19 protein-coding genes are annotated in these 24,367 nt (G+C 59.9%); 17 read left to right on the top strand and 2 right to left on the bottom strand.

The window, feature by feature from the left end:
- Positions 1–196: 196 nt before the first annotated feature.
- The 10 genes from ACYZTK_RS20855 (at position 197) to ACYZTK_RS20810 (ending at position 9,024) form a co-directional block, all read left to right on the top strand.
- Positions 197–1,111, top strand: a complete 915-nt coding sequence (locus tag ACYZTK_RS20855; RefSeq protein ID WP_462011563.1) for a glutamate/aspartate ABC transporter substrate-binding protein — start codon at positions 197–199, stop codon at positions 1,109–1,111.
- A 193-nt stretch (positions 1,112–1,304) separates the two neighbouring features.
- The gene (locus ACYZTK_RS20850; protein ID WP_462011562.1) at positions 1,305–2,051 is read left to right on the top strand and encodes an amino acid ABC transporter permease; all 747 of its coding nucleotides are present in this window, start codon (positions 1,305–1,307) and stop codon (positions 2,049–2,051) included.
- Complete coding sequence (locus ACYZTK_RS20845) at positions 2,051–2,722, top strand: amino acid ABC transporter permease (RefSeq protein WP_462011561.1); 672 nt, start codon at positions 2,051–2,053, stop codon at positions 2,720–2,722. The genes ACYZTK_RS20850 and ACYZTK_RS20845 overlap by 1 nt, the downstream gene beginning before the upstream one ends.
- Positions 2,719–3,453, top strand: a complete 735-nt coding sequence (locus ACYZTK_RS20840) for an amino acid ABC transporter ATP-binding protein (protein WP_157714561.1) — start codon at positions 2,719–2,721, stop codon at positions 3,451–3,453. Before ACYZTK_RS20845 ends, ACYZTK_RS20840 begins: the two co-directional genes overlap by 4 nt.
- Positions 3,454–3,615: 162 nt before the next feature.
- Positions 3,616–5,517, top strand: a complete 1,902-nt coding sequence (gene aauS / locus ACYZTK_RS20835; protein ID WP_462011560.1) for a two-component sensor histidine kinase AauS — start codon at positions 3,616–3,618, stop codon at positions 5,515–5,517.
- Between the two features lie 44 nt (positions 5,518–5,561).
- A complete protein-coding gene (aauR, locus tag ACYZTK_RS20830; RefSeq protein WP_462014943.1) occupies positions 5,562–6,842 on the top strand; it encodes a two-component response regulator AauR in 1,281 nt (426 codons plus the stop codon).
- A gap of 8 nt (positions 6,843–6,850) precedes the next feature.
- Positions 6,851–7,180, top strand: coding sequence for a GlpM family protein (locus ACYZTK_RS20825; RefSeq protein ID WP_462014942.1), 330 nt, complete (start codon positions 6,851–6,853; stop codon positions 7,178–7,180).
- A gap of 143 nt (positions 7,181–7,323) precedes the next feature.
- Positions 7,324–8,244, top strand: coding sequence for an arginase (locus tag ACYZTK_RS20820; RefSeq protein WP_462011559.1), 921 nt, complete (start codon positions 7,324–7,326; stop codon positions 8,242–8,244).
- Entirely contained in the window at positions 8,241–8,615 is a 375-nt protein-coding gene (locus ACYZTK_RS20815) for a DMT family transporter (RefSeq protein WP_462011558.1), read from the top strand. The genes ACYZTK_RS20820 and ACYZTK_RS20815 overlap by 4 nt, the downstream gene beginning before the upstream one ends.
- 10 nt (positions 8,616–8,625) lie before the next feature.
- Positions 8,626–9,024, top strand: a complete 399-nt coding sequence (locus tag ACYZTK_RS20810; protein ID WP_462011557.1) for a DMT family transporter — start codon at positions 8,626–8,628, stop codon at positions 9,022–9,024.
- Between the two features lie 209 nt (positions 9,025–9,233).
- On the opposite strand, the gene ACYZTK_RS20805 is transcribed toward ACYZTK_RS20810, so the two are convergent.
- The gene (locus ACYZTK_RS20805) at positions 9,234–9,989 is read right to left on the bottom strand and encodes a MipA/OmpV family protein (protein ID WP_462011556.1); all 756 of its coding nucleotides are present in this window, start codon (positions 9,987–9,989) and stop codon (positions 9,234–9,236) included.
- A 218-nt stretch (positions 9,990–10,207) separates the two neighbouring features.
- On the opposite strand from ACYZTK_RS20805, the gene ACYZTK_RS20800 reads away from it, so the two are divergent.
- From ACYZTK_RS20800 to ACYZTK_RS20775, 6 genes are read left to right on the top strand one after another with little or no spacing between them, the layout of a single operon-like run.
- Positions 10,208–10,906, top strand: coding sequence for an MtnX-like HAD-IB family phosphatase (locus tag ACYZTK_RS20800; protein WP_462011555.1), 699 nt, complete (start codon positions 10,208–10,210; stop codon positions 10,904–10,906).
- Positions 10,899–12,293, top strand: coding sequence for an aspartate aminotransferase family protein (locus tag ACYZTK_RS20795; RefSeq protein WP_462011554.1), 1,395 nt, complete (start codon positions 10,899–10,901; stop codon positions 12,291–12,293). Before ACYZTK_RS20800 ends, ACYZTK_RS20795 begins: the two co-directional genes overlap by 8 nt.
- On the top strand, positions 12,290–13,180 hold the full coding sequence (locus tag ACYZTK_RS20790; protein WP_462011553.1) for an alpha/beta hydrolase: 891 nt from the start codon (positions 12,290–12,292) through the stop codon (positions 13,178–13,180). The genes ACYZTK_RS20795 and ACYZTK_RS20790 overlap by 4 nt, the downstream gene beginning before the upstream one ends.
- A gap of 14 nt (positions 13,181–13,194) precedes the next feature.
- Positions 13,195–14,322: a GNAT family N-acetyltransferase gene (locus ACYZTK_RS20785; RefSeq protein ID WP_462011552.1), complete on the top strand. Its 1,128-nt coding sequence runs from the start codon at positions 13,195–13,197 to the stop codon at positions 14,320–14,322.
- Positions 14,319–16,091 (top strand): sensor histidine kinase, encoded by a 1,773-nt coding sequence (locus ACYZTK_RS20780; RefSeq protein WP_462011551.1) that lies wholly within the window; start codon positions 14,319–14,321, stop codon positions 16,089–16,091. Before ACYZTK_RS20785 ends, ACYZTK_RS20780 begins: the two co-directional genes overlap by 4 nt.
- Positions 16,081–17,472, top strand: coding sequence for a sigma-54-dependent transcriptional regulator (locus tag ACYZTK_RS20775; RefSeq protein ID WP_462011550.1), 1,392 nt, complete (start codon positions 16,081–16,083; stop codon positions 17,470–17,472). Before ACYZTK_RS20780 ends, ACYZTK_RS20775 begins: the two co-directional genes overlap by 11 nt.
- Here ACYZTK_RS20775 and ACYZTK_RS20770 read toward each other — a convergent pair.
- Positions 17,469–18,500, bottom strand: coding sequence for an alpha/beta fold hydrolase (locus ACYZTK_RS20770; RefSeq protein ID WP_462011549.1), 1,032 nt, complete (start codon positions 18,498–18,500; stop codon positions 17,469–17,471). The two genes, ACYZTK_RS20775 and ACYZTK_RS20770, sit on opposite strands and share 4 nt — an antisense overlap.
- 205 nt (positions 18,501–18,705) lie before the next feature.
- Between ACYZTK_RS20770 and ACYZTK_RS20765 the strand changes: the two genes are divergently transcribed.
- A complete protein-coding gene (locus ACYZTK_RS20765) occupies positions 18,706–24,327 on the top strand; it encodes a dermonecrotic toxin domain-containing protein (protein ID WP_462011548.1) in 5,622 nt (1,873 codons plus the stop codon).
- The last annotated feature ends 40 nt before the right edge of the window (positions 24,328–24,367 follow it).

Raw genomic sequence — 24,367 nt, 5'->3', positions numbered from 1 at the left:
TCAAAAAATCAGCAACAAATAATTAATACCCTTATAAATCAATGATTTGATGTATTAAGCCTGGCCTGGCACGAGTCATGCTCTACACTCTTGGACGAATGCCTGTTGTGCCGACACATCAGTAGCATCAGGCATTCAAAGCACAAAAGGGCCGGTCAACTGGCTCCATAAAAAAAACAATGTCGAGGAAAATTTGATGCGCATCGTTCCCCACCTCCTGGGCGCAGCCATTGCTGCCGCTCTGATTAGCACTCCAGTTTTTGCTGCCGAACTCACCGGCACACTGAAGAAGATCAAAGAGTCCGGCACCATCACCCTCGGGCATCGTGACGCTTCCATCCCGTTTTCCTACATCGCTGACGCTTCCGGCAAACCGGTCGGTTACTCCCACGACATCCAGCTGAAAGTCGTCGAAGCGCTGAAGAAAGACCTCGACCTGCCTGACCTCAAGGTCAAGTACAACCTGGTCACCTCGCAGACCCGTATCCCGCTGGTACAGAACGGCACCGTGGACCTCGAATGCGGCTCCACCACCAACAACGTCGAGCGTCAGCAGCAAGTTGACTTCTCTGTCGGCATCTTCGAAATCGGTACCCGTCTTCTCTCCAAGAAAGACTCCACGTACAAGAACTTTGACGACCTCAAAGGCAAGAACGTCGTGACCACCGCGGGCACTACGTCCGAGCGTCTGCTCAAGTCGATGAACGCCGACAAGCAGATGGGCATGAACGTCATCTCCGCCAAAGACCACGGCGAGTCCTTCCAGATGCTGGAATCGGGCCGTGCCGTTGCCTTCATGATGGATGACGCATTGCTGGCAGGTGAAGCCGCCAAGGCCAAAAAAGCGACTGACTGGGCCGTGACCGGTGATCCGCAGTCGTACGAAATCTATGGCTGCATGGTTCGCAAGGGCGACGAGTCGTTCAAGAAAGCCGTGGATGACGCGATTGTTGCGACCTACAAATCGGGCGAGATCAACAAGATCTACGAAAAATGGTTCATGGCGCCAATCCCGCCTAAAGGCCTGAACCTGAACTTCCCGATGAGCGACGAGCTCAAGGCCCTGATCGCCAATCCGACTGATAAAGCGGCTGACGACAAGAAGTCCTGATTTCTAGCTAACCTTATCTCCTGAGAGGGCCCTGCCCTTTCGGGAGACTGTCACTCCCTGCTGGCATTTTCTGGAAACACTCGAACCGGTGGCTGTCGAGCCGCTCGTGTGTGCCTGACCCTTCAAGGTCGGAAGGGAACGGAGCTTCCCCAGGCGGGCACTTGTACATCGATCGATCTGAGGGGAGACCCTAATGAATTACAACTGGGACTGGAGTGTGTTCTTCAAGTCCACCGGCGTGGGCAGCGAGATCTATCTCGACTGGTACATCACCGGTTTGGGCTGGACCATCGCCATCGCCATCGTGGCCTGGATCATTGCCCTGACACTGGGCTCGATCCTGGGTGTCATGCGCACCATACCGAACCGCCTCGTATCGGGCATTGCGACCTGCTATGTCGAACTCTTCCGAAATGTGCCGCTGCTGGTGCAGCTGTTCATCTGGTACTTCCTGGTACCCGACCTGCTGCCGCAGAATCTGCAGGACTGGTACAAGCAGGACTTGAATCCGACCACTTCGGCCTTCCTCAGCGTCGTCGTGTGCCTTGGCCTGTTCACCACTGCCCGGGTTTGCGAACAGGTTCGCACGGGTATCCAGGCGCTGCCAAAAGGTCAGGAAGCTGCCGCTCGTGCAATGGGCTTCAAGCTGCCGCAGATCTACTGGAACGTGCTGCTGCCCCAGGCTTACCGGATCATCATTCCGCCACTTACCTCGGAATTTCTCAACGTCTTCAAGAACACCTCCGTCGCCTCGTTGATCGGCCTGATGGAGCTGCTCGCGCAGACCAAGCAGACCGCCGAGTTCTCCGCCAACCTGTTCGAAGCCTTTACCTTGGCGACACTGATCTACTTCACCCTGAACATGAGCCTGATGCTGCTGATGCGCCTGGTCGAGAAGAAAGTCGCCGTGCCGGGCCTGATCTCCGTAGGGGGTAAATGATGGAACTCGACTTCTCGGGCATCATCCCGTCCCTGCCGGGCTTGTGGAACGGTATGGTCATGACCCTGCAACTGATGGCCCTGGGCATCATCGGCGGGATCATTCTAGGCACCATTCTCGCGCTGATGCGCCTGTCCCACAGCAAGCTGCTGTCGAACATTGCCGGCGCCTACGTCAACTATTTCCGCTCGATCCCGCTGTTGCTGGTCATCACCTGGTTCTACCTGGCGGTGCCGTTCGTACTGCGCTGGATCACCGGTGAAGACACGCCGATCGGCGCGTTCGCCTCATGCATCGTGGCGTTCATGATGTTTGAAGCAGCGTACTTCTGCGAAATCGTTCGGGCCGGCGTGCAGTCGATTCCCAAGGGTCAGATGGGCGCAGCCCAGGCACTGGGCATGACGTACGGCCAGATGATGCGCTTGATCATCCTGCCGCAAGCGTTCCGCAAGATGACCCCGCTGCTGTTGCAACAGAGCATCATCCTGTTTCAGGACACCTCGCTGGTCTATGCCGTCGGCCTGGTGGACTTCCTCAATGCTTCGCGCGCCAGTGGCGACATCATCGGCCGCTCCAATGAGTTCCTGATCTTCGCAGGTCTCGTGTACTTCACAATCAGCTTTGCCGCCTCGCTGCTGGTCAAGCGTCTGCAAAAAAGGTTCGCCGTATGATCTCTATCAAGAACGTCAACAAGTGGTATGGGGACTTCCAGGTACTGACTGACTGCAGCACCGAGGTCAAGAAAGGCGAAGTGATCGTGGTGTGCGGGCCTTCCGGCTCCGGCAAGTCCACCCTGATCAAGTGCGTGAACGCGCTTGAACCGTTCCAGAAAGGTGACGTGGTAGTCGATGGCACGTCCATCGCCGACCCCAAGACCGACCTGCCGAAACTGCGCTCGCGCGTCGGCATGGTGTTCCAGCATTTCGAGCTGTTCCCGCACCTGACCATCACCGAAAACCTGACCATCGCGCAGATCAAGGTGTTGGGCCGCAGCAAGGAAGAAGCCACCAAGAAAGGCCTGCAGCTGCTTGAGCGTGTTGGCCTGTCTGCCCATGCGCACAAGCATCCGGGGCAGCTTTCCGGTGGCCAGCAACAGCGTGTGGCGATTGCCCGTGCGCTGGCGATGGACCCGATTGTCATGCTGTTCGACGAACCGACTTCGGCCCTCGATCCGGAGATGGTCAACGAAGTGCTCGACGTTATGGTGCAACTGGCCCATGAAGGCATGACCATGATGTGCGTGACTCACGAGATGGGCTTTGCGCGCAAGGTGGCGGACCGGGTGATCTTCATGGACGCCGGCAAGATCATCGAGGACTGCCCGAAAGAGGAGTTCTTCGGCGACATCAGCGCCCGCTCCGAACGCGCGCAGCATTTCCTCGAGAAGATTCTGCAGCACTAAAAGCCAGCGGCGCCCCCTGTAGGAGCTGCCGCAGGCTGCGATCTTTTGATCTCGATCTTCTGAATGACTGACAAGATCAAGGTCAAAAGATCGCAGCCTTCGGCAGCTCCTACGCGGGCTCCCCGCATGGCCTGTTGTTGTGGTTGACCCAAGGCATCTGTGATGAAATGCGACCCCACTCTCTATCGCGCCGCGCCGCCATCACTCGCCGTGAAACCACGTCTGATTCGCCATCTGTTCCTGCCGCCGCTGGTCATCGCCCTGATGATCGGATTGGGTTACGTCGGCTTCTGGGTCAGTGAGCATTTCGGCATCCGCAGCCTCAGCGAGAACGGCCAGCGCCAGCTGGAACTGCATGCCCGTGCGGTCGAGAGCGAGATCAGCAAATACACCTACCTGCCCAGCCTGCTGGAACTTGAATCCAGTGTGTCGAAGCTGTTGGACGACCCGTCCCCGGAACACCGGCAGACGGTCAATGAATACCTCGAAGGCCTGAACCGGCGCAGCCGAAGTCGGGCTATCTATGTCATGGACACCACCGGCCGCGTGATGGCCACCAGCAACTGGCGCGACGTCGACAGCTACCTCGGTGAAGACCTGTCCTTTCGTGCTTATTTCCAGCACGCCGTACGCGGCCAGCCGGGGCGCTTCTATGGCATTGGCAGCACCAACGGCGAACCCGGTTACTACCTGGCCCACGGCCTTGAAGAACAGGGCAAGATCATCGGAGTGGCCGTGGTCAAGGTGCGGCTCGAAGCCATGGAGGAACGCTGGCAGCGCGCGCGCCTGGAAGCCTTCGTCAGTGATGAGAACGGCATCATCATCCTGTCCAGCGATCCGGCGCGGCGGCTCAAATCGGTGATTCCGCTGAGCGACGAAACCAAGGAGAAACTCGCCCGCAGCCTGCAGTATTACTGGTTTCCGCTGAACGAGTTGCAACCCCTGGCCCGCGAGAAGCTGGCCGAAGGCGAGGAAAAACTGACCTTCCCGGCCAACAGTGAGGTGGAGTCCGATCAGGAAGACATCAGTTACCTGTCACAGACTCGCCCGCTCAGCGATACTCCGTGGAATTTCACCCTGCTCACGCCTCTGCAGGACTTGCGCCGCGAAGCGATCAACCAGGGCATCCTGGTGGCCGTCGCCTTTGCCCTCGTGGCGTTCCTGCTGATTGCCTGGAATGAACGACGCAAGGTCATTGCCACCCGCCTTGCCGCCCGGGAAGCGCTGCAGGAAGCCAACAATCAACTGGAGCGTCGGATTACCGAACGCACCAGCGACCTGCGCGCCAGCAACGAACGTCTCAAAGGCCAGATTCGCGAACGGCGCCAGGCCGAAGAGACCTTGCGCCGGGCCCAGGACGAACTGGTGCAGGCTGGCAAACTCGCCGCCATCGGCCAGATGTCCACGAGCATTGCCCACGAACTGAACCAGCCACTGGCCGCGCTGCGCACCTTGTCCGGCAATACCGTGCGCTTCCTCGAGCGCGGCCAACTCGACGTCGCCAGCACCAACCTCAAGACCATCAACGAGCTGATCGATCGCATGGGCCGGATCACCGCCAGCCTGCGCTCCTTCGCCCGGCGTGGTGATGACAAGGGCCAGGCCAGCCTCGGCAAAGCGGTGGACGCCGCACTGCAACTGCTCGGCGCCCGGCTGGATAGCGCTCACCTGCAACTGCATCGGGAATTTAACGATGTGCAGGTGCAGATCGACCAGACTCGCCTGGAGCAGATTCTGGTCAACCTGATCGGCAACGCCCTGGATGCCATGCATGCCCAGCCTCTGCCGCAATTGTGGCTTGAAGGTGAACCGCATGACGGCAAGTATCGCCTGAGGGTGCGCGACAACGGCCACGGCATTGACGCCGAGGCGCGCAAGCATCTGTTCGAACCCTTCTTCACCACCAAGCCCGGCGAACAGGGCCTGGGCCTCGGCCTGACACTTTCCGCCAGCCTGGCTGCCGCCACCGGCGGCCACCTGGGTGTCGAGCACCCGGCCAGTGGTGGTACAACCTTCGTCCTCAGTTTACCGTTGGTAAGCCCCCTTCACGCCGAGCCAATATGAACAACGACCTTAGTGTGCTGATCGTCGAAGACGACCCCCATGTGCTGCTGGGCTGCCAGCAAGCACTGACCCTGGAAGACATTCCCTGCGAAGGCGTGGGCAGTGCCGAGGAAGCGCTGGAGCGGGTCGGCGACAATTTCGCCGGGATTGTCATCAGCGACATCCGCCTGCCCGGTATCGACGGACTGGAACTGCTGACCCGACTCAAGAACCGGGACCGCAGCCTGCCGGTGGTGCTGATCACTGGCCATGGCGACATCTCCATGGCCGTGGGCGCGATGCAGAAAGGCGCCTATGACTTCATGGAGAAACCCTTCTCTCCGGAGCGTCTGGTCGACGTCGCCCGCCGCGCCCTGGAGCAGCGCAGCCTGGCGCGGGAAGTCTCGTCGCTGCGGCGGCAACTGGCCGAGCGCGACTCGCTCGAAGGCCGGATCATCGGGCGCTCGCCAGCGATGCAGAACCTGCGCGAACTGATCGCCAACGTCGCCGACACTTCGGCCAACGTGCTGATCGAAGGCGAAACAGGCACCGGCAAGGAGCTGGTCGCGCGCTGCCTGCACGATTTCAGCCGGCGCCACACCAAGCAGTTTGTCGCCTTGAACTGCGGCGGCCTGCCGGAGAATCTGTTCGAAAGCGAGATCTTCGGCCACGAAGCCAATGCGTTCACCGGTGCCGGCAAACGGCGGATCGGCAAGATCGAACACGCCGACGGCGGCACACTGTTTCTCGATGAAGTGGAAAGCATGCCGCTGCCGCTGCAGATCAAATTGCTGCGGGTGCTGCAGGAACGGACCCTGGAGCGACTCGGTTCGAACCAGAGTGTGGCCGTGGACTGCCGGGTGATCGCGGCGACCAAATCCGATCTCGACGAATCGAGCAAAGCCGGTGAATTTCGCAGCGACCTGTATTACCGCCTCAACGTGGTGACCCTGGAACTGCCGCCCCTGCGCGAACGCCGCGAAGACATCCTGCAACTGTTCGAGCACTTCCTGCAGCAATCTTCACTGCGCTTCGACCGCGCAGTGCCGGAGCTCGACAACCAGACCCTGTCGAATCTGATGAGCCATGACTGGCCGGGGAATGTACGGGAGTTGCGCAACGTCGCCGAACGCTACGCCCTCGGCCTGCCGGCCTTCAAGAAATCCGGTGCCAGCGCCAGCAATCAGGGCTTGGGGTTTGCCGAGGCGGTCGAAGCTTTCGAGCGCAATCTGCTGGTGGATGCCCTGCAGCGCAGCGGTGGCAACCTGACCCAGGCGAGCCAGGAACTGGGCATGGCCAAGACCACGCTGTTCGATAAAGTGAAGAAATACGGGTTGAGCCACTGATGGATCTGATTCTCAAAGCGTCCCTGGGCGCGGCAGTGGTACTGATCCTCGCCGCGCTGGCCAAGACCCGAAACTATTACATCGCCGGGCTGGTGCCACTGTTCCCGACCTTTGCGTTGATTGCCCATTACATCGTCGGCAAAGGCCGGTCGCTGGAGGACCTGAAGAGCACCATCGTGTTTGGCATGTGGTCGATCATTCCGTACTTCATCTACCTGGCCACCCTCTATGTGATGGTCGACCGCATGCGCCTCGAGGCATCGCTGGCCGTGGCAGCGGTGGCGTGGTTGATAGCGGCGACGGCGCTGGTCAGCATCTGGGTTCGCCTGCACGGCTGATCACAATCCCTTGTTACAGGCGTGCATGAATGCCCGCAGTGGCTGGCCCGTCCCTTGCACTTACCCCCTAAAGCCCCTCGGCCGGCCTTCATGATCGGTGAAGCCGGTGTCCGGGAGGGGTATGGCAAGGGGGAATACTGACCTTGAACATTCTAGATCTCGACCACAGCCTGACTGCCCAAGCACCGATCGCACAGTTGCTCGACAGCGGCCGCGCCAATCGCCTGGACCTGCTCGACCTCGGCCCGAAACTGCGGCTTTGGTCCAGCGAACGCACCTGGCGTCGCTTTTGCGAACGCTTGCGACAACGCCCCCGGCACAGCGGACCGCAGCCGGAAATCTTCTTCGTCGGCTCCGGTGACTACCACCATTTGACCCCGGCCTTTCTCAGCGACTTGCCGGAGCCAACCAGCCTGATCCACTTCGACAACCACCCCGACTGGGTCCGGTTCGCGCCGCGCAGGCATTGCGGTTCATGGGTCAACCAGGCACTGAAACTGCCGAACATCCAGCGCATCGTCACCCTCGGCCCGTGTAGCGCAGACCTGCAAAATCCACAGCTCAAGTGCGCTAACCTGCGTGCGCTCAGGCGCGGGGTGCTGCAACTGTTTCCCTGGCAGCACGCACCGTCGAGGGTTTGGGGGCTGATCGGCGATGGTGCCGGGCATCGACAACAGGAAAACTTCCTGCACTGGAACAACCTGGCCGGGCTGGACTGGTCGGCATTTCTCCAGCAACTGATCGCCAGCCTGCCGACGAAAGCAGTGTGGATCACGATCGACAAGGATGTGCTGGCCAGTGAGGACGCCGCGACCAACTGGGATCAGGGTGCCATGCGTCTGAGCCATCTGGTGCAGGCGATTCGTATGCTGGCAGCCGGTAAGCACATCCTCGGCATCGACATCTGTGGCGACTACGCCAGACCGGGCTTCAGTAATGCCCTGAAACGCTGGGAAGCGAGGTCCGACCAACCCCCAGCCGAGCGCTGGAGCGAAGCCGATCTGCTGCGCAATGCCGCCACCAACCAGGCCCTGATCGAGTTATTCGAGGAGCTGTTCCCATGACCTTCACCGTGATCGTGCTGGTGGCGATTTCCATTGTGCTGGACGTCATTGGCCAACTCTGTTTCAAACTCGGCCTGGACCGTCTACCGGCGCTCGAAGGCGGGTTTCGCCTGAATGCGTTCTGGGGCCAGGTGTTTAGCGCTCCGCTACTGTGGTGCGGGGTCGGCGCCTACGTGATCGAGTTTTTCATCTGGCTCGAAGCCCTGTCCAGGGCACCGCTGAGCCTGTTGTTTCCGGCTGCGGCGCTGGCTTATTGCGGTGTGGTGTTGGCGGGCAAGGTGATCCTCGGCGAAAACGTCAGCCGACGGCGTTGGCTCGGCACGCTGGTGATCACGGCGGGCGTCATGCTCGTATGTGCCGTCCATGTGTGAGGATCGATCGATGATCAATAGCAAGACCGACTGGCTGCACGAACGCCTCGGTACCGTTGTCCTGTGGATACTGTTGATCGGGTTGGAAAGCGCAGGCCAGATCGCGACCAAGGTCGGTGGCGATCAACTGGGGCAAATGGACTTCAACCTGCAATGGCTGCTGGCAGTGGCAGGCAACACCGGAGTCTGGCTGGCCATTGCCTGCTACGTCGGGGCGTTCTTTGTGTGGATGCTGATTCTGCGGCGCAGCCATTTATCCTTGGCCTTTCCGTTGAGCTCACTGGTGTTCGTTGGCGTGTTGCTAGGGTCTTGGCTGTGGTTGGGTGAGCACATCAGCGTGCTGCACTGGGTGGGGGTGGCGGTGATCATGGCGGGGGTAGTGATGTTGGCGGGAGGTGAAGAAGCCTGATCCTGGAGCTATCGGTGCGGTGATCCCACTTGCTGGCGAAGGCGTCCGAAAGCCTGACGCAACATCCAACGGCCCCAGCGCCAGCAAGCCGCTCAACAGGCTCTCCCAAGTAACTTGCTATACAAGCGAAACCATAAGTGGCCGTTACCGCAGGAATGGAGATATACACCTGATCAACCGTTGTCGCGATGTTCCATGAGCTGCAAGAGTCAGTCGATTTTATAGGCGAGGGCCGCCTGAACTTCGCCCTGACGCCTGTCACCAACGGCCTTGACGATGCTGCTGCCCGCCGCGCTACCCGTCAGGTAAGTCCAGCTGGCGCTGCTCAGCAGCGACCATTTCGGGGCAAGGGGAAATTCGAAGCTCTGGCTCAGCGTCACTTTCTGCAAACCGCCAGCGGCGCTGTACGGGCCAATCCCCGAGGCCCGAGCCTCATCGCCATCCACGCCAAAAAATGTCTGGTTCTGCCGGGCATCGACAAAATGCGCGGTCAGGTTATTGCTGCCGATCGCTCTGCCACCCAGTGGATAACCCACTTCGCCACCGACCCTGCCCAGCACACCCCCCCCGCGCCCGCCCACCGCCTGACCGACAAAAGCGAATACCCGCCAGAAATCAGCCGGGGCGTACTGCACAAACCCGCCCATCAGCCCCATGTCAGGCACATCACGCAAACCCTGCAACGCACCGTTGGAGGTGCGGCCTGGGAGGTAATTGACGAACGGACCGGCGCTGAAACCGCGGGTGCTCAGCGCCTTCCAGGCCAACCCGTCATCGCTGCCGAGGCTGACATCGCCCCAATCCAGATCAAGGTATGGCACCGGCCGGATTTCGTAACCACTGCCACTCGGGTCGCGGGCCTGATAGCTGAGGCCAGGACCGGCTTCACCGTTGATGCCTGCGGCCATGGTGCTGGCTGGAAGACAGGTCAGCGCGCTGATCAATACAAAAGCAATCCTCGACATGAGGCGATTCCTGGAACGGGACATGCGCGCATCAATCCCCGAATTGCCCGAACCACGCAAGCACTCATGTTGATTGTAGGGACCTACAAAAATTGTAGCTGCGCCCACAACAAAATCCGCCAAATCCCCAGCGTCACAAGGCCAGGCACGATTGGCACAGTCCCTGCTCTACCCCTTGGCAAGCGCACAGAGCGCACCCGGCCCAATAGGTACAACAGATGATTGACTGGCATATCGTGTGTGATTTCGACGGGACCATCACCCGCACCGACGTGATCGACAGTATCCTCCAGCGATTCGCCGACCCGAGTTGGGAAGCGATCGAAAACGCATGGCTGGCGGGCGACATCGGCTCCCGAGAATGCCTCAGTCGCCAGCTTTCGCTGGTCAAGGCCACGCCAACCGAACTGCTCGACCTCTTCGACACCATCGAAATCGATCCGCACTTCCCCGACTTCGTCGACCACGTCATTGGCCTCGGCGCTTCCTTCGAGGTGGTCAGCGACGGCATCGAACAAGCCATTGCAAGGATCCTGGCACGCCACTACGTCAGTCTCCTGCCGATTCTCGCCAACCGCTTGCGCCAGGTCGACTCCAGCCACTGGCGCATCGACTTCCCGCACTGCAGCGACGCCTGCCGCGCCGCTGCCGGCAATTGCAAGTGCAGGTCCGCACCCATGGCCCGTCGGGTGCTGGTGATCGGCGACGGCCAATCCGACATGTGCGTGGCTGCCAGCGCCGATTTCGTATTCGCGAAGGATCGCCTGGCGGAGCACTGCGAACGTCACGACATTGCTTACGCACGCTTCGACAGCTTCGCCGAACTTCCAGCCTTGCTGGCCCTGCTGCCAACTGTCAGCGCCGCCAACTCCACCTCTTTAAAACTCGACACCCGGGAGATTTTCCACCATGTCTGATATTCGAATCGCCACTGCCGAAGACCAGATTCTTCTGGAAAAAGAAGCTCGTTACTGCTCCTACGGCGACACCGTTCACTACATCGAGCCGCCCCGTATTTTCAGCCGCTGCAAAGGTTCCTATGTCTGGGACACCAGCGACCAGGCCTACCTCGACCTGCAGATGTGGTACTCGGCGGTCAACTTCGGCTACGCCAACCCGCGCCTGAACAATGCGTTGAAACAGCAGATCGATGCCCTCCCGCAAATCGCCAGCCAGTATCTGCACAAGGGCAAGATCGAGCTCTCGGAGATGATCGCGGTCGATGCAAAGAACAAGTTCGGCCTCGACGGGCGCGTGCACTTCAACGTGGGAGGCTCCCAATCTATCGAAGATTCGTTGAAAATCGTGCGCAACGCCTCCCAGGGCAAAAGCCTGATGTTCGCCTTCGAGGGTGGTTATCACGGGCGCACACTCGGTGCATCGTCGATCACCTCCAGTTACCGCTATCGACGCCGCTACGGCCATTTTGGCGAACGCGCCAATTTCATCCCGTTTCCGTACCACTTTCGCGGCCCCAAAGGCATGACCAAGGAAGAGTACGGCAGTCACTGCGTGAAGCAATTTGCCAGGTTGTTCGAGACCGAATACAACGGCGTCTGGGACCCGAAAGTCGGCCAGTGCGAATACGCGGCGTTCTATGTCGAACCGATCCAGGGTACCGGCGGCTATGTCATCCCGCCGATGAACTTCTTTAGCGAACTCAAGCATGTGCTGGACCAACATGGCATTCTGCTGGTGGTCGACGAAATCCAGATGGGTTTCTACCGCACCGGCAAGCTGTGGTCGATCGAGCACTTCGACGTCAAGCCGGACGTGATCGTCTTCGGCAAGGCGTTGACCAACGGCCTCAATCCCCTCGGTGGCCTCTGGGCCAGAGAAGAACTGATCAACCCGACGATTTTCCCGCCAGGGTCGACCCACTCGACCTTTGCTTCCAACCCTCTGGGCACGGCAGTCGGCCTGGAGATGTTCAAGATGACTCGCGAATTCGATTACGGCGCGATGGTCATGAACAAGGGCAAGTATTTCCTCGATGGTTTGAAAGACTTGCAGAAACGCTACCCGATCATTGGTGATGTCGACGGTCTCGGGCTGGCCCTGCGGTGCGAAATCTGCGGTCCGGACGGTTTTACCCCGGACAAGGAGACCCTGGACTTCATGGTCGAAGAAGGCATGAAGGGCGACATCGAAATCGACGGCACACGGCTGGGCCTGATCCTTGATGTGGGGGGGTACTACAAAAACGTGATCACCCTGGCGCCGTCGCTGGAAATCAGCTACCCGGAAATCGACCTTGCCATCGCCCTGCTCGATCGCCTGCTGCATCGGGCGATGCAGCGATGAACGCGCTGCTTTCACCCGAAACGGTCGACATCGGCGAAGGTGACGCCGGGTTCATTCTCGGCAGCGGGGAAGTGGCGGTGGTGCTGATTCACGGCCTGACCGGCACGCCGACGGAGCTGCGTCGCGTGGCCATGGGCCTGGCTGCGGCAGGGCATACTGTCTATGTGCCCACCCTGGCCGGCCACTGTGGCAACAACGCCGACCTGCAAGCCACGCGATGGCGCGACTGGTACGAAAGTGCGCGCAACACCTACCTGGGCGTGCGGCGTATACACGAACGGGTCTTCGTTGGCGGTTTGTCCATGGGCGCGGTGCTGTCGATGTACCTGGCAGCCGAACACCCGGGACAGATCGAAGGCTTGCTGCTCTATTCGACGACCCTGCGTTACGACGGCTGGAACATGCCCAAAGCGGCTGTACTCACACCGTTGCTGATGGCGATTCCATTCGGCGTACACCTGTGCCGCTTCAATGAAAAATCACCCTTCGGCATAAAGGACGAACGCCTGCGTGCAATCGTCGAACGGCAGATGAAGGCAGGTGAAAGCGGTAATGCCGGACTGTTGACCATGTCCGGGGTCAGTGTTCGCGAACTGCACCGGTTAATCGCGGCGGTGAAAAAACGCATGCCGCACATCACCACCCAGGCATTGGTGGTGCATTCGCGCGAAGACGATATCACCAGCCGCTGGAATGCCGATTATGTGGAACGCAAACTCGGCGGCCCTGTGGTGAAAATCCTGCTCGACGACTGCTACCACATGATCACCGTCGACTTGCAATACCGGCGGGTGGTGGAGTTGAGCGTGGATTTTATCCAGCAACGTTTCAAGCAGCAGTCCAACACCCCGCTTCCCTTGCGCCAGGCGTATCGGCAATTGGCATGAGACAAGCAAACCCCATGATCACTGCCCTTGCCTTTTCGACCATAGAGGTCATCGACCGCGATGCCTGGAACGACTGCTTCCCTGCTGAACTGGAGGACTGGGATTACTACCGGGCCGTTGAACAGGCAGGCATTGCCGACTTTCACTGGCGCTATCTGGTTTTGTACGAGCAACAGGTATTGATCGCGGCAGCCGTGGCCTTTACCACAGCCTATTCGCTGGACACCACGGTTCAAGGCCTGGGCAAGCGCTTCAGTCAACGGTTGCGCCGCTGGTGTCCGGGACTGCTCGACATCCCGCTCTACGCCTTGGGCTCACCGGTGACCGAGCGGTGCCACGCGGGCACGGCCCGGCATATAGAACCTGCCAGACGCCCCGCGTTGCTTGAACAGTTGTTGATCCTGGCGCGTAACGACGCAGACCAGGCCGGCATTGGCCTATTGGCAGTGAAGGACGCATCTGACCGTGACCCGCAGTGGTTGCAGGCCTGTCAGGAAGCTGGCCTGCAAAGCATGCCCGGCTTGCCCGGCGCCGAACTGCCGATCACGTTCACCAGCCTCGACGCCTACCTGGGTACCCTCGGAAAATCCACCCGCAAGGATCTGCGCCGCACCTTGCGCACCCAGGGGCCCAGTATCGAATGGCGACGGGAAGTGGAGGATTTGCTGCCCGTCATGATGCAGCTGTACGAAGCCACATTGAAACGCAGTGACCTGATATTCGAACGCTTGCCACCGGCCTACTTCCGCCAGGTGCTGGAACAACTCGATGAACGAGCCGCCTGCGTACTCTATTGGCTCGGCGAAGAACTGGTCGCGTTCAACTTGGTATTGCTGGACGACCAGCGGCTGGTGGACAAGTTCTTTGCCCACGACCTTAGCCGCACCCGCGAACACAATCTGTACATGCGCAGCTGGCTGGCCAATGTCGACTACTGTATTGAACATGGCCTTACGATCTATGCATGCGGCCAGGCAGGCTATGCCGGTAAGCTGCGCCTGGGTTGCTCGTTTACCGGCAACACCGTGTTTTTCCGCCACCGCAACCGCTGGCTCAACGGCCTGTTGCGGTGGGTGAAAGCATTTATCCGCCCGGACCGATCCGACCCTGCCATGGCTGCTGCGATAAGCGAAACCCGATGACCACAGCTCTACCCCCCAACGTCCGACCTTTCGCCCTTTCCGGCTGGAGCCTGCAGCGCAAACTGGTGCTGGCTTTCTGGCTGGTCAGCGTGATTCCGACGATGATTGCCGCCGAACTCGCGGCCATCACCCTGTCGCAGATTTTCGACAGCAACGTGCGGATCTGGCTGCAGGAATCGACCAGAATCGTCGAGGACGAAATCAGCGAAATCCTGCGCGACCAGGCCCGGGCTGCGCAGTTGTTCCTGCGCTATACGCGCCCGCCCACAGAGCGGCTGACGACCCGACACGACAGATTGACCGCTGACATAGCCGATTCAATGGGCATCGACGTGGTGGCGCTGGTGCGCAGCAACGATCACAAAGTGCTGTTCAGCACCGTAGCCGACAATATTGTCCGCCAGATCAGCACCGCGCCCAAAGCCGTACTGCAAACCTTACAAGTCGCCGGGGTCGCCACCGGAACTGTGGTTTCGACCTTCGAGACCGAGCAGGACGGCTTCGAGTACAAACTGGTGATCGCCACTTACCTGGACAAGAGTTTCCTCACCAGCGTGGCCGACGTTCATTCCCTGGACCTGCGCCTGTACCTGGCCAAGGCGAGTGACTTCTCGGAAATCTTCTCGACCCAGCGCTTCGAGGATCATCCATTACAGGTGCCGGCAAAAATTGAACAGTCCATGCGCCTGAGTAAACAGCCCATCGAGCAATTCACCAGCCGCTACAGCGGCATCTACCAACCGATACTCAACGAAATCGGTGAGCTGCAAGGCGTGATCTACAGCGGGCTGCTACGCCACAACAACCTGGTCGGGCTGGTGAACCAAAGTAACCTGTTCATCCTGATTTTCCTTCTCAGTTCGGCGGCCTCGCTGGCGGTCGGCTGGCTGGTTTCGCAACGGCTGACCAACCCCCTGCGAAGACTGTCCAAGGGCGTGCAAGCCGTGATTAACGGAGATTATCGCCAACGCTTACCAGTGACCGGCTGCGACGAAATGGCGGAATTGAGCAGCACCTTTAACCACATGAGCGAGCGCCTTGGCCAGTTGCAGCATCTGGAATCGCAACTGCGTCGCCGCGACCGACTACACGCCCTGGGCGAAGTTGCCATGGGCCTGGCCCATGAAATCCGCAATCCCCTGGGTATCATCAAAACCGCGACACAACTGCTGCATCGGCGCGCCGATCTGCCCGAGTCCGACAAGCGTCACCTGGAATATGTCGTCAGCGAAGTCAGCCGGATCAACGACCTGATCACCGATTTTCTCGATTTCGCCAAGCCCAGCGCGCCCATGCGTTCAACGCAAGCGGCGCGACCGCTGGTAGATGAGTTGATGGGCTTCTGCGCGCCAGCGCTGGCCAGTCACCACATCGACGCGCACATTGACGATCAGGCCCCCGGCGCCACCATTTACGCCGACCCGCGGCAACTCAAGCAGGCCTGCCTGAACCTGATCGTCAACGCCATCGACGCCATGCCCGACGGTGGACACCTGACCCTCGCGATCAGGAGCGATCCGCCATACACGGTGATCAGCATCCGTGACACCGGTACGGGCATCGAACCGGACATGCTGGAACGCATTTTCACTCCGTTCGTCACCACCAAGGCCTCGGGCACCGGCCTGGGTCTGGCGAAGGTGTACTCGATCATGGAAAGTCATGAAGGGCGCGTCGAGTGCGCCAGCGGAACCCATGCCGGCGCTACACTCAGCCTTTACATTCCGGCCAATGGCGAAGAGTTCGACGAGGGTCGCGATGACACATAACGTGCTGGTGGTCGACGACGAGCCCAAGCTCTGCCACCTGCTGGCGTCGGGGCTGGGTCAGAACGGCCTCACGGTATTCACTGCGGGTAATGGCTTGCACGCGCTGAAGGTGCTGGAGGCCGAAAACATCGACCTGGTCATCAGCGACTGGCGCATGCCCGGCATGGACGGTCCGCAGTTGCTGGCGGAAATAAAAAGCCGTTTTGCGCACGTGCCTGTGATCGTCATGACGGCCTACAGCACCGTGAAAAACGCCGTGCAGTCGATGCGCAACGGGGCGTTCGACTATATCGCCAAACCGTTCGATATCGATGAACTGGACATCACCGTTAGCAAGGCCCTGCAATTTCGCGACATCCTCAAAGACAATCAGCGCATGCGCGCCGAACTCGATGAACACCGGCAAATCGACAGCCTGATCGGCGGCAGCCCGAGTTTTCGTCGGGTGCTGCAGGCGATCGATTCGGTGCGCGAAAGCAATGCGACGATTTTGCTGACCGGCGAAAGCGGCACCGGCAAGGAAATGGTCGCCCGGGCCATCCACAAACATGGCAATCGCACCGACAAGCCCTTCGTCGCGGTGAACTGTGCGGCCATCCCCGAAGGATTGCTGGAAAGCGAAATGTTCGGCCATCGCAAAGGCGCGTTTACCGGCGCCGTAGCCGACCGCGTCGGGCGCTTCCTGCAAGCGGACAAGGGCACGCTGTTCCTCGATGAAATCGGCGAAATGCCGTTGGCCTTGCAGGCGAAGATCCTGCGGGCGCTGCAGGAGCGTGTGATTGAGCCGGTGGGCGATCCTCGCGAGCGCAAGGTGGATGTGCGAGTGATTGCCGCGACCAACAAGAACCTGCTGGACGCGGTGGCCAATAAGGAATTTCGCGAGGACCTCTACTACCGCATCAATGTCTTCCCGATTCCACTCCCGGCCCTGCGCGAACGCGTCGAAGATATCGCCCCGCTCGCCCGGCACTTCGCCCATATCCTGGGCGCCACAGCCGGCAAACGCATCAGCGGTTTCAGCCCGGCGGCGTTGCAGGCCATGGCCCATTATTCGTGGCCTGGCAACATTCGCGAACTGCAGAACTGCGTGGAACGCGCGACCATCGTCGCCTCAGGCACGGTCATCGACGACGACGATCTGCCGGCGTACCTGTTTGCTTCATCAGCCGCCACCTGCAGTGCCATTCCCATCGAAGGCATCGGCGTGCCGTCAGACCTCGAAGCCGCACTGATGCAAGTCGAAAAGAACTACATCCTGGCAGCCCTGGCCCAGAGCAACGGTGTACAGGCCGCGGCGGCGCAGTTGATCGGAGTCTCCGAGCGGAGCTTCTGGTACCGGCTGAAGAAACTGGGCATTCACGTGGATAAGATCGTGCGTTAAAGAAGGTTGTGCTCCACCACCGGATCAATCTGCGCCCAATGCGAGGTGTCTTCGCGATGGGCCTGCAGGTACGGCAACACCGCCGCCAGCAATGGCACCTTGAACGCTTCCTGAAAGCGATGGGCCAGGCCCGGGATCAGCTTTAGCTGACTACCGCGAATATGTGCTGCCAGGTGTACTCCGTGCATGACCGGCAATAACGGATCAGCCGTACCGTGCACGACAAGGGTCGGCACCCGCAGCTGATTGAGCAACGCCACCCGGCTTGGCTCGGCGAGTATCGCCATGATCTGGCGCTTCACACCCTCGGGGTTGAACGCCCGGTCGTAGGATTGGGCGGCCTGTTGCAGCAAGGCCTGGCGATCATCGCTGATGGTCGGGCTGCCCAGCGCCGCGAGCAGGTCGGCTTGCTGTTCCAGCGCCACTTCGCGATTGGGCGCACTGCGGCGCGCGAGCAGCTGCACCAACGCCGCGCTGGGAGCCGGGAGGCCTTCGGCGCCAGAGCTGGACATGATCAGGGTCAGGCTTTCCACCCGTTGCGGCGCCATGGCCGCCATATGCTGGGCGATCATTCCACCCATGCTGGCGCCCAGCACGTGAAATTGCTCGATATGCAGTGCACTCATCAGGCCGAAACCATCGTCGGCCATGTCCGTCAGAGTGTACGGCGCGGCTACCGGCAAGCCGAGCTTGTAGCGCAGCACCTCGAAGGTGAGGTTGGCGTCGACCGGCGTTTGCCGCCAAGTGGACAGGCCGACATCGCGATTGTCGTAACGGATTACCCGAAATCCCTGTTCACAAAGCGCCACCACCACTTCATCCGGCCAGTGAATCAACTGCCCACCCAGACCCATGACCAGCAGCAATGCCGGATCCGAGGCGCGTCCGATGCTCTGGTAAGCCAGGCTCACCTGGCTCAGGTCGACCCGCTCAGTCGGAACATTCACATCGCAACGAGACGCTGCCGAAGCTGGCAGGCTGAATAGCGCGGCAACCAAAATGGCAGCTGAAAGAAACAAAGCACGCATGTAAAAACACCAAAACGCAGAACCCCAGTAGAGCGCGAGTTTGATGATATTTGTTCAAGCGCGCTGCCACAGTTACGTGACAGTTTGATGAACAGCGCCGAGCGGTCGTGGTGGTAACTATGTAGTGCCAGGAGCAAGCGGGACTTATCTTAAATGTCTTGCTCCTGAAGTGGACCTACCGCTTCCTCGCACCGAGCCTGTTTCGATGACCGACAAACTGGATTTTGACTTTGAGCTTGCGCCGACCAGCTTCATACCCTCTTCATCCCCACTACCCCCTCTGCGAAACACCAGCCTGTATCTCAGCGCGTTGGCCCGCTGGCACGAATGCCGCCAGGGTTGGCTCGAGCTGCTGGCTGCCAGCCCGGGGGTAAGGGACACGATTGATCATCTGCTCAAACGCGAGCTGAATCTGGACGGGCAGACAGCCGGCCTGCTATTCGGGCCCACTCCGGGAAGGCAGCAACGCTTCGTCGGCTTCACTGATGCTTGCGCTTTCGTGCTACAGCATCCCTCGCTGGAGACCACGCTGGATGAGCAATGCCAGGTCAGCGGACTCGATAGCGCACATCCGCTGGCGCAGATGACGCCTGTGCAAATGCTTGGGCGACTCAAGTCGCTTGATCCGGTGCAGGCACAATCCGAACGCTGGCGCAGTTTTTGGGAAGGCCGTGCTACGGGTACCGCAATGTCGCGACAGGCATGGACTAACAAGCACTACCGGAACCATTTCGAGGCAGCCGCCCAACTGGCTTATGCTGAAAAAAAACTCACGAAAGAGCAACTCGCGCCTCTTCTGTTGATCATCGATCCGCCCGACGGCGCGTTGACGCTCAACGGTATTCCCATCCACACCGAACAGTTGGCCTTGGTGCTGAGCAACCAGGCCCGCGTCAAACTCACCGGTGCCTGGGTCGTGACCGTCGGGGATCCGGCCAGCGTCATCAACCTGCTATACCTGCCCAGTCGACCGGTAGCAATCCAGCCGTTCAACCAGCGCAGTGACATGGAGGATTGGTTGACACAGCAGGCACTGGTCCCGATCGGGCTACCCACCGACAACCTGAGTTTCGAATACAGCTTGCAGTCTGATCCGATTACGCTGGGGGCAAACGATCTGTTGGCCGCTCGCCAACAGGCTCAGGTCAGTGCACTGCGTCATGGCTCGCGGGGCAAGCCCGGGCTGGCGGCCAACGGGGCGCAATCGCTGGTTCAAGTTGAGCAGGTCGAGCGTCAGATGCGCATCGCCAGCTTTATCGCCTTGCCGCCCAAACAGATCGAGTCGCCAGAGGAAATCACCGTAGCTCAGCTTCCACTGTTCGGCAGTCTGTATCCAGATACCCTATGGGAAATGCGCCAGGCCGCACTGGCCAACCAGCGCGAAGCGCTTGAAAAACTGATTGAAGAAGTGGGCGACGGCTCAGGCCTGCAACCTTTCAAGGACCAGCTCGAGGCATTGGTAAGTGCCGAAAAGGCCGCCGACCGGGCGGTGTCTGACTTGCTGCACCGCTCGCGAACCCTGGACCTCGTCACGTTCCAGCGAGCCTTTACCGACCTGCACTCCGCCCACAAATCAGGACTGCGCGCGGAAATCGCATTGCAAGCGGCCCTCAAACAACTGAACAGTGATGAACAGGCCCTGCTCCTGGCCCTGCTGGATTCTGCCGACGACCCCGTTAACGAACCGGTAGCGGCCAGCCTTACCCTGACACTGGCGTCACAGGACACAGACCAAAGCGCCGCACACAGTCAGACACTGCGAGGCGTCATTCTCGTGACATCGGCCGATGCCCTCACGGAAGCCGATTCGCCCCATAGCGTGCTGCTTTACTGGCCAGGCAGTGGCGGGGGACTGCAACGCTTCGCCAACCGTCGAGAGCTTGAACAGGACGTATTGCGCATTTCCAGATCAAGTTCGGGGATGACGCTGGCGCTGACTCAAATTACCGGTGACGCGCTCCTGTACGGTTTGAACCAACTCACCAGCGAATTTGAAGAACAGTCGGCTGGGATACGCCAGCGCCATGCCGATCCAGCCCAGTCTGTCCAGCGTGCGGAACAGCTGGATGCCCTGCGCAAAAAAACCCGAGCGCTGTTGCAAGTGCCGGTGCACGCGGCCAGAACCCTGGCCTTCGCCCATCTGCAAGAGCAGGAACGCAGCGCCATCCTCACCGCCAATGTTCCCGACTGGCTGAGTAACCTGGGTGAGGACCAACGGCGTCGATTCAAAAGCCTGATCAGTGCGTACATCCAATCGATGTATCGCAGCCACAAACTCATGACCGTGGCGCTGGAACCACGGGACGACTTCACCCGCAAACATTTGCACGAACGCCTGTGCAAGGACTTCCTGGTGCAGGGCAATTTCAGTGTGACCCTGGACCTTCCTGATTCGGTGCGCCTGGAACTTCAAGTCGTGCCCGCCCCCGTGAAGCCGCTGCCGTCGCCGCCTCCGAGAATAGTGGTACCAGTCCCGAGTAGAACTCGCAGCAAAATGACCCTCGAGGACTTGGCCCAGCACAACATCGATAACACCCCGTCGATGAGCCAGGATCCGCTGGTCCTGCGAGTGGGTTTCATGCAGGTGGAAGTGCAGGCGAAGGATGAAAGCGTACGCCGGACGCTGAAAAATGGTATCACCCGGGATTACGTGAAACGGCTGCTGCCAGAACTCGACCTTCCCCTGAGGTATGAAACGCTTATCCGCGCGGCATTCCATGGAGGGGCCGGCGAATCAGATTTCGTGGTTGAGCATCGTCGCGAAAGCCTTATCGAGCCCTGGAGGCTGATGCTCCAGCTACAGGGCGAAACTGCGCTCCTGCAAAAACACATCAATGCTGACGACTTGCAGGTGCTGAAGATCGCCATCGACGCCAACACCCTCGAGGCCTGGCGCACGGAGGGCAAGCGTGTCGTCTTGCTGCCGGCATGTCTGATCCCCGGCGGAAAGGATACGCCCCAAGAAGGCCCCGTTACCCTGTCGGGGGTGAGTTTCATCGAGGAACAGGTCCGCGGCGCTACCCTGCTCTACGCGCCTGACAGTCCCGATGGCCAGTTTCTGCGCCGATACGACAGCCTGGATGAGGCCCGCAAGGCCCTGTTCAACCTGTGCCTGCACGACAAGTGGGCCAACTATTTGGCGGGTCGGGCAATTCTGGGTGAGGTCGACTCTCACAAGAGCCGCATCACGCAGTCGTTGATCAAGAACTTCGACGGATTGATCGGCGTGGGTACACGCTGGCCGGCGACCACCTCGCTGGCTGCCCACCTGCTCAACGCGCACATGGGCCGGCTGATCGAAGCGCATCGCGGTACCTCCCGGTCCAATGACGCCTTGTATTTTGAACGCTACGCTCTCCAAGGCCCGCGTGCATTCAACTACATAAGAATGGCCTTGGGAGTGGTGCCCTTCGTCGGGACCGCCATCTCCCTGTACGACGCATGGACCGACGCCAACAAGGCAGCGGCAGCCTTCTTGCGTGGAGAGGTTGCCGAGGGCTTGACCGAGCTTGAATCGACGCTGATGTCCTTGATCGATGCGAGCATGGACCTGCTGCCGGGTGAAGCGAGTGCATCAGTGCTGTCCCGGACAGCTCGCGGTCTCACGCGGGTGCGCCAGCTAAAAAGGTTGGCCAGAAATACCGGTGCATTCCAGGCAATCTCGCTTCGCCACGCCGAGCATGTAGTCAAACGCTTTTCCGGTTACGAGTATGAAAAGCCGATATCCCTGGCCAGCCTGCAGCCAGCCACTCACGGGATCTATCGCAACATCTACCGTCATAGCGACGGTGACTTCATTGTGCGTCAAGGGCTGGTATTCAAGGTGGAGCGCAGCGCAGACTCTCGCAACTGGCGCTTGAGTGGTAACACTCAAAAAACCTACAAGCAGCCCATTGCGCTCGATGAAGCGGGTCAATGGGACACCTACTATGGCGTCTACGGGGTCACGTTCGAAGGCGGAGGTCTCGGGGGCGGGCAGGTCTTCGGTCACCTGGCCGAAGCCTTCGATCCACTCTGGCCGCGAGTCATACGTGAACGACTGCCGCGCTGGTGGGTAGACCAGGCCTATCGCCGCCAGGGTCAACTGCAAGACACCGCCGATGCTCTGGCCCATAGGTTCAATACCCAATGTGCGCAAACCGAAGAGGTCCTCAGGCGCTACAGCACCGGTAAGCCCGAGGAGCTTGCCGAGCTTGGACAGGCAGCCGACGCCGCCTGCATCAACGATATCGAGCTGGGCACCCGCCGTTATGAAGCACTGGCGGGAGTACGCGCCCTGAGCAGCGGCAACAAGAAAGCCAGTGCGATCCACATGCAAAGCGATTGCTCCTGGCTGGTGGCCGACCGAACGAAAATCCGTGTGCATCTGGCCAGCGGCAGGACCGCTGCATTGGTGAGTCAAGCCGAGGCGCTGATGATTCGTCTGGATGAGGTGCCACAAGGCCGGCTTGATGAGTACCTGGGCGTTTTGGAAGAACTGCGTAATGTACGAGTGCAGATCGTGCACGAGTTCGATCAGCTCGAAGAGCTGATAGGCAAGATGAACCAATGGTTCGGGGAAATCACTCCCCCTAAGAAAAATCGCAACAATCCAAGCCGTGATGAACTCACCTTTGGTGAGCTCAAGGCGGAGATCGAATCAGTCAACCAGCGGTTCCACCCGGCCAAGGTGCTACCGATACGAATCGGACACTTGCTGGAAATGGTGAAGCGTGTCGGCACCACCAGCGATATGTCCTGGATTGACCTGCAACGCCAGACAATGGGCCTGCGCGAGCGCTTCGAGCGCGCCTTGTTGGCCCAGTTCGGCCTGGCCGAAACCAACGCCACCCGCGCCCAGCGCACCCGGATTCTGGAAGACTGCCTGGTCGTCTACACTCAATTTCGGCGCGGCATGCAGGCCTGGACCAGCGGCTATCCCCAGCATTTTCACATGGAAGTGGTTGACCCACTGCTGATGAACATCGAGAAACTGTCCGAACGAGCGCGCAAAGGCATCGCCAAGCCTGCTTCGCAGAGGCCCGCCGGCCACAGCAACAAGAAAATCTTCACCACCGAAGACGACCAGCTGCTGATTGGGGTTGAGCACTGGGAACCTACCACCCAGAAACACCAATTCACGCTGACCGGACAAGGCGGACATGTGGAAATCTGGGAACAGGGCAGCGATGGCAAATTCCGTCTGTTGAACCCGCGGTCGGCGACTTCGCACTCTGCCCCAAGAGAGCTGGAGTCGCTGCTGACTGATGCTCGCAATCGCCTGCAATCCCAGGCCACCTATCAAACCCGGGTGCAGTCCTACGCCGATCGGGACATGTTGCCGGTAGACCTGGAACACCTGATGCTCAGCGAGGCGCAGGAACTGACGCGCCGGGCTGCTGCCATCGAGGCGATTTCGCCGCGCCATGAACTAATCCAGCAACTACGCGACAAGGCCACCGAGCTGACCGCCAGCGGGCGCACGTTACGCACCCGGCAGGCACTGCGCAGTAAAAAACCCACCGATGGCATGCTCGACGATCTGGTGCGCAACAACGCCGTGGAGGTACGCAGAATCAACCCCATCAAGTATCTGGGAAAACGTCGCGACGGTCGTAACGACCACATGCAGGAGTACGAAATTCGCGACCTATCGCAGACCCCGCCAACAGTGTTGTGGTACGCACACTTCCATTACACCCGCGCGGCACCGGCTTTCGCCGAGTTCGAAAAAGCCCATTTGAAGTTGCCGGAACACCGCTATCTGACCCATGCCGACGACGCCGAACTGCCCTACTCCGACATCGGCAAACGCTCGACCGCGCTCGTGCATTTCGAAAACCTGTAAAACAAAAGCCTTCTGTAGGAGCGAGCTTGCTCCTACAGTT

The sequence above is a fragment of the Pseudomonas sp. LB3P31 genome (assembly GCF_054897945.1).
This window is presented reverse-complemented; position numbering and strand designations above follow the sequence as displayed.

What these genes read in the sequence shown, in the direction of transcription:
- ACYZTK_RS20855 (WP_462011563.1), top strand. Translation starts at nt 197, where the DNA reads ATGCGCATCGTTCCCCACCTCCTGGGCGCAGCCATTGCTGCCGCTCTG.
- ACYZTK_RS20850 (WP_462011562.1), top strand. Translation starts at nt 1,305, where the DNA reads ATGAATTACAACTGGGACTGGAGTGTGTTCTTCAAGTCCACCGGCGTG.
- ACYZTK_RS20845 (WP_462011561.1), top strand. Translation starts at nt 2,051, where the DNA reads ATGGAACTCGACTTCTCGGGCATCATCCCGTCCCTGCCGGGCTTGTGG.
- ACYZTK_RS20840 (WP_157714561.1), top strand. Translation starts at nt 2,719, where the DNA reads ATGATCTCTATCAAGAACGTCAACAAGTGGTATGGGGACTTCCAGGTA.
- aauS (WP_462011560.1), top strand. Translation starts at nt 3,616, where the DNA reads ATGAAATGCGACCCCACTCTCTATCGCGCCGCGCCGCCATCACTCGCC.
- ACYZTK_RS20815 (WP_462011558.1), top strand. Translation starts at nt 8,241, where the DNA reads ATGACCTTCACCGTGATCGTGCTGGTGGCGATTTCCATTGTGCTGGAC.
- ACYZTK_RS20810 (WP_462011557.1), top strand. Translation starts at nt 8,626, where the DNA reads ATGATCAATAGCAAGACCGACTGGCTGCACGAACGCCTCGGTACCGTT.
- ACYZTK_RS20805 (WP_462011556.1), bottom strand. Translation starts at nt 9,989, where the DNA reads ATGTCGAGGATTGCTTTTGTATTGATCAGCGCGCTGACCTGTCTTCCA.
- ACYZTK_RS20800 (WP_462011555.1), top strand. Translation starts at nt 10,208, where the DNA reads ATGATTGACTGGCATATCGTGTGTGATTTCGACGGGACCATCACCCGC.
- ACYZTK_RS20795 (WP_462011554.1), top strand. Translation starts at nt 10,899, where the DNA reads ATGTCTGATATTCGAATCGCCACTGCCGAAGACCAGATTCTTCTGGAA.
- ACYZTK_RS20790 (WP_462011553.1), top strand. Translation starts at nt 12,290, where the DNA reads ATGAACGCGCTGCTTTCACCCGAAACGGTCGACATCGGCGAAGGTGAC.
- ACYZTK_RS20785 (WP_462011552.1), top strand. Translation starts at nt 13,195, where the DNA reads ATGATCACTGCCCTTGCCTTTTCGACCATAGAGGTCATCGACCGCGAT.
- ACYZTK_RS20780 (WP_462011551.1), top strand. Translation starts at nt 14,319, where the DNA reads ATGACCACAGCTCTACCCCCCAACGTCCGACCTTTCGCCCTTTCCGGC.
- ACYZTK_RS20775 (WP_462011550.1), top strand. Translation starts at nt 16,081, where the DNA reads ATGACACATAACGTGCTGGTGGTCGACGACGAGCCCAAGCTCTGCCAC.
- ACYZTK_RS20770 (WP_462011549.1), bottom strand. Translation starts at nt 18,500, where the DNA reads ATGCGTGCTTTGTTTCTTTCAGCTGCCATTTTGGTTGCCGCGCTATTC.
- ACYZTK_RS20765 (WP_462011548.1), top strand. Translation starts at nt 18,706, where the DNA reads ATGACCGACAAACTGGATTTTGACTTTGAGCTTGCGCCGACCAGCTTC.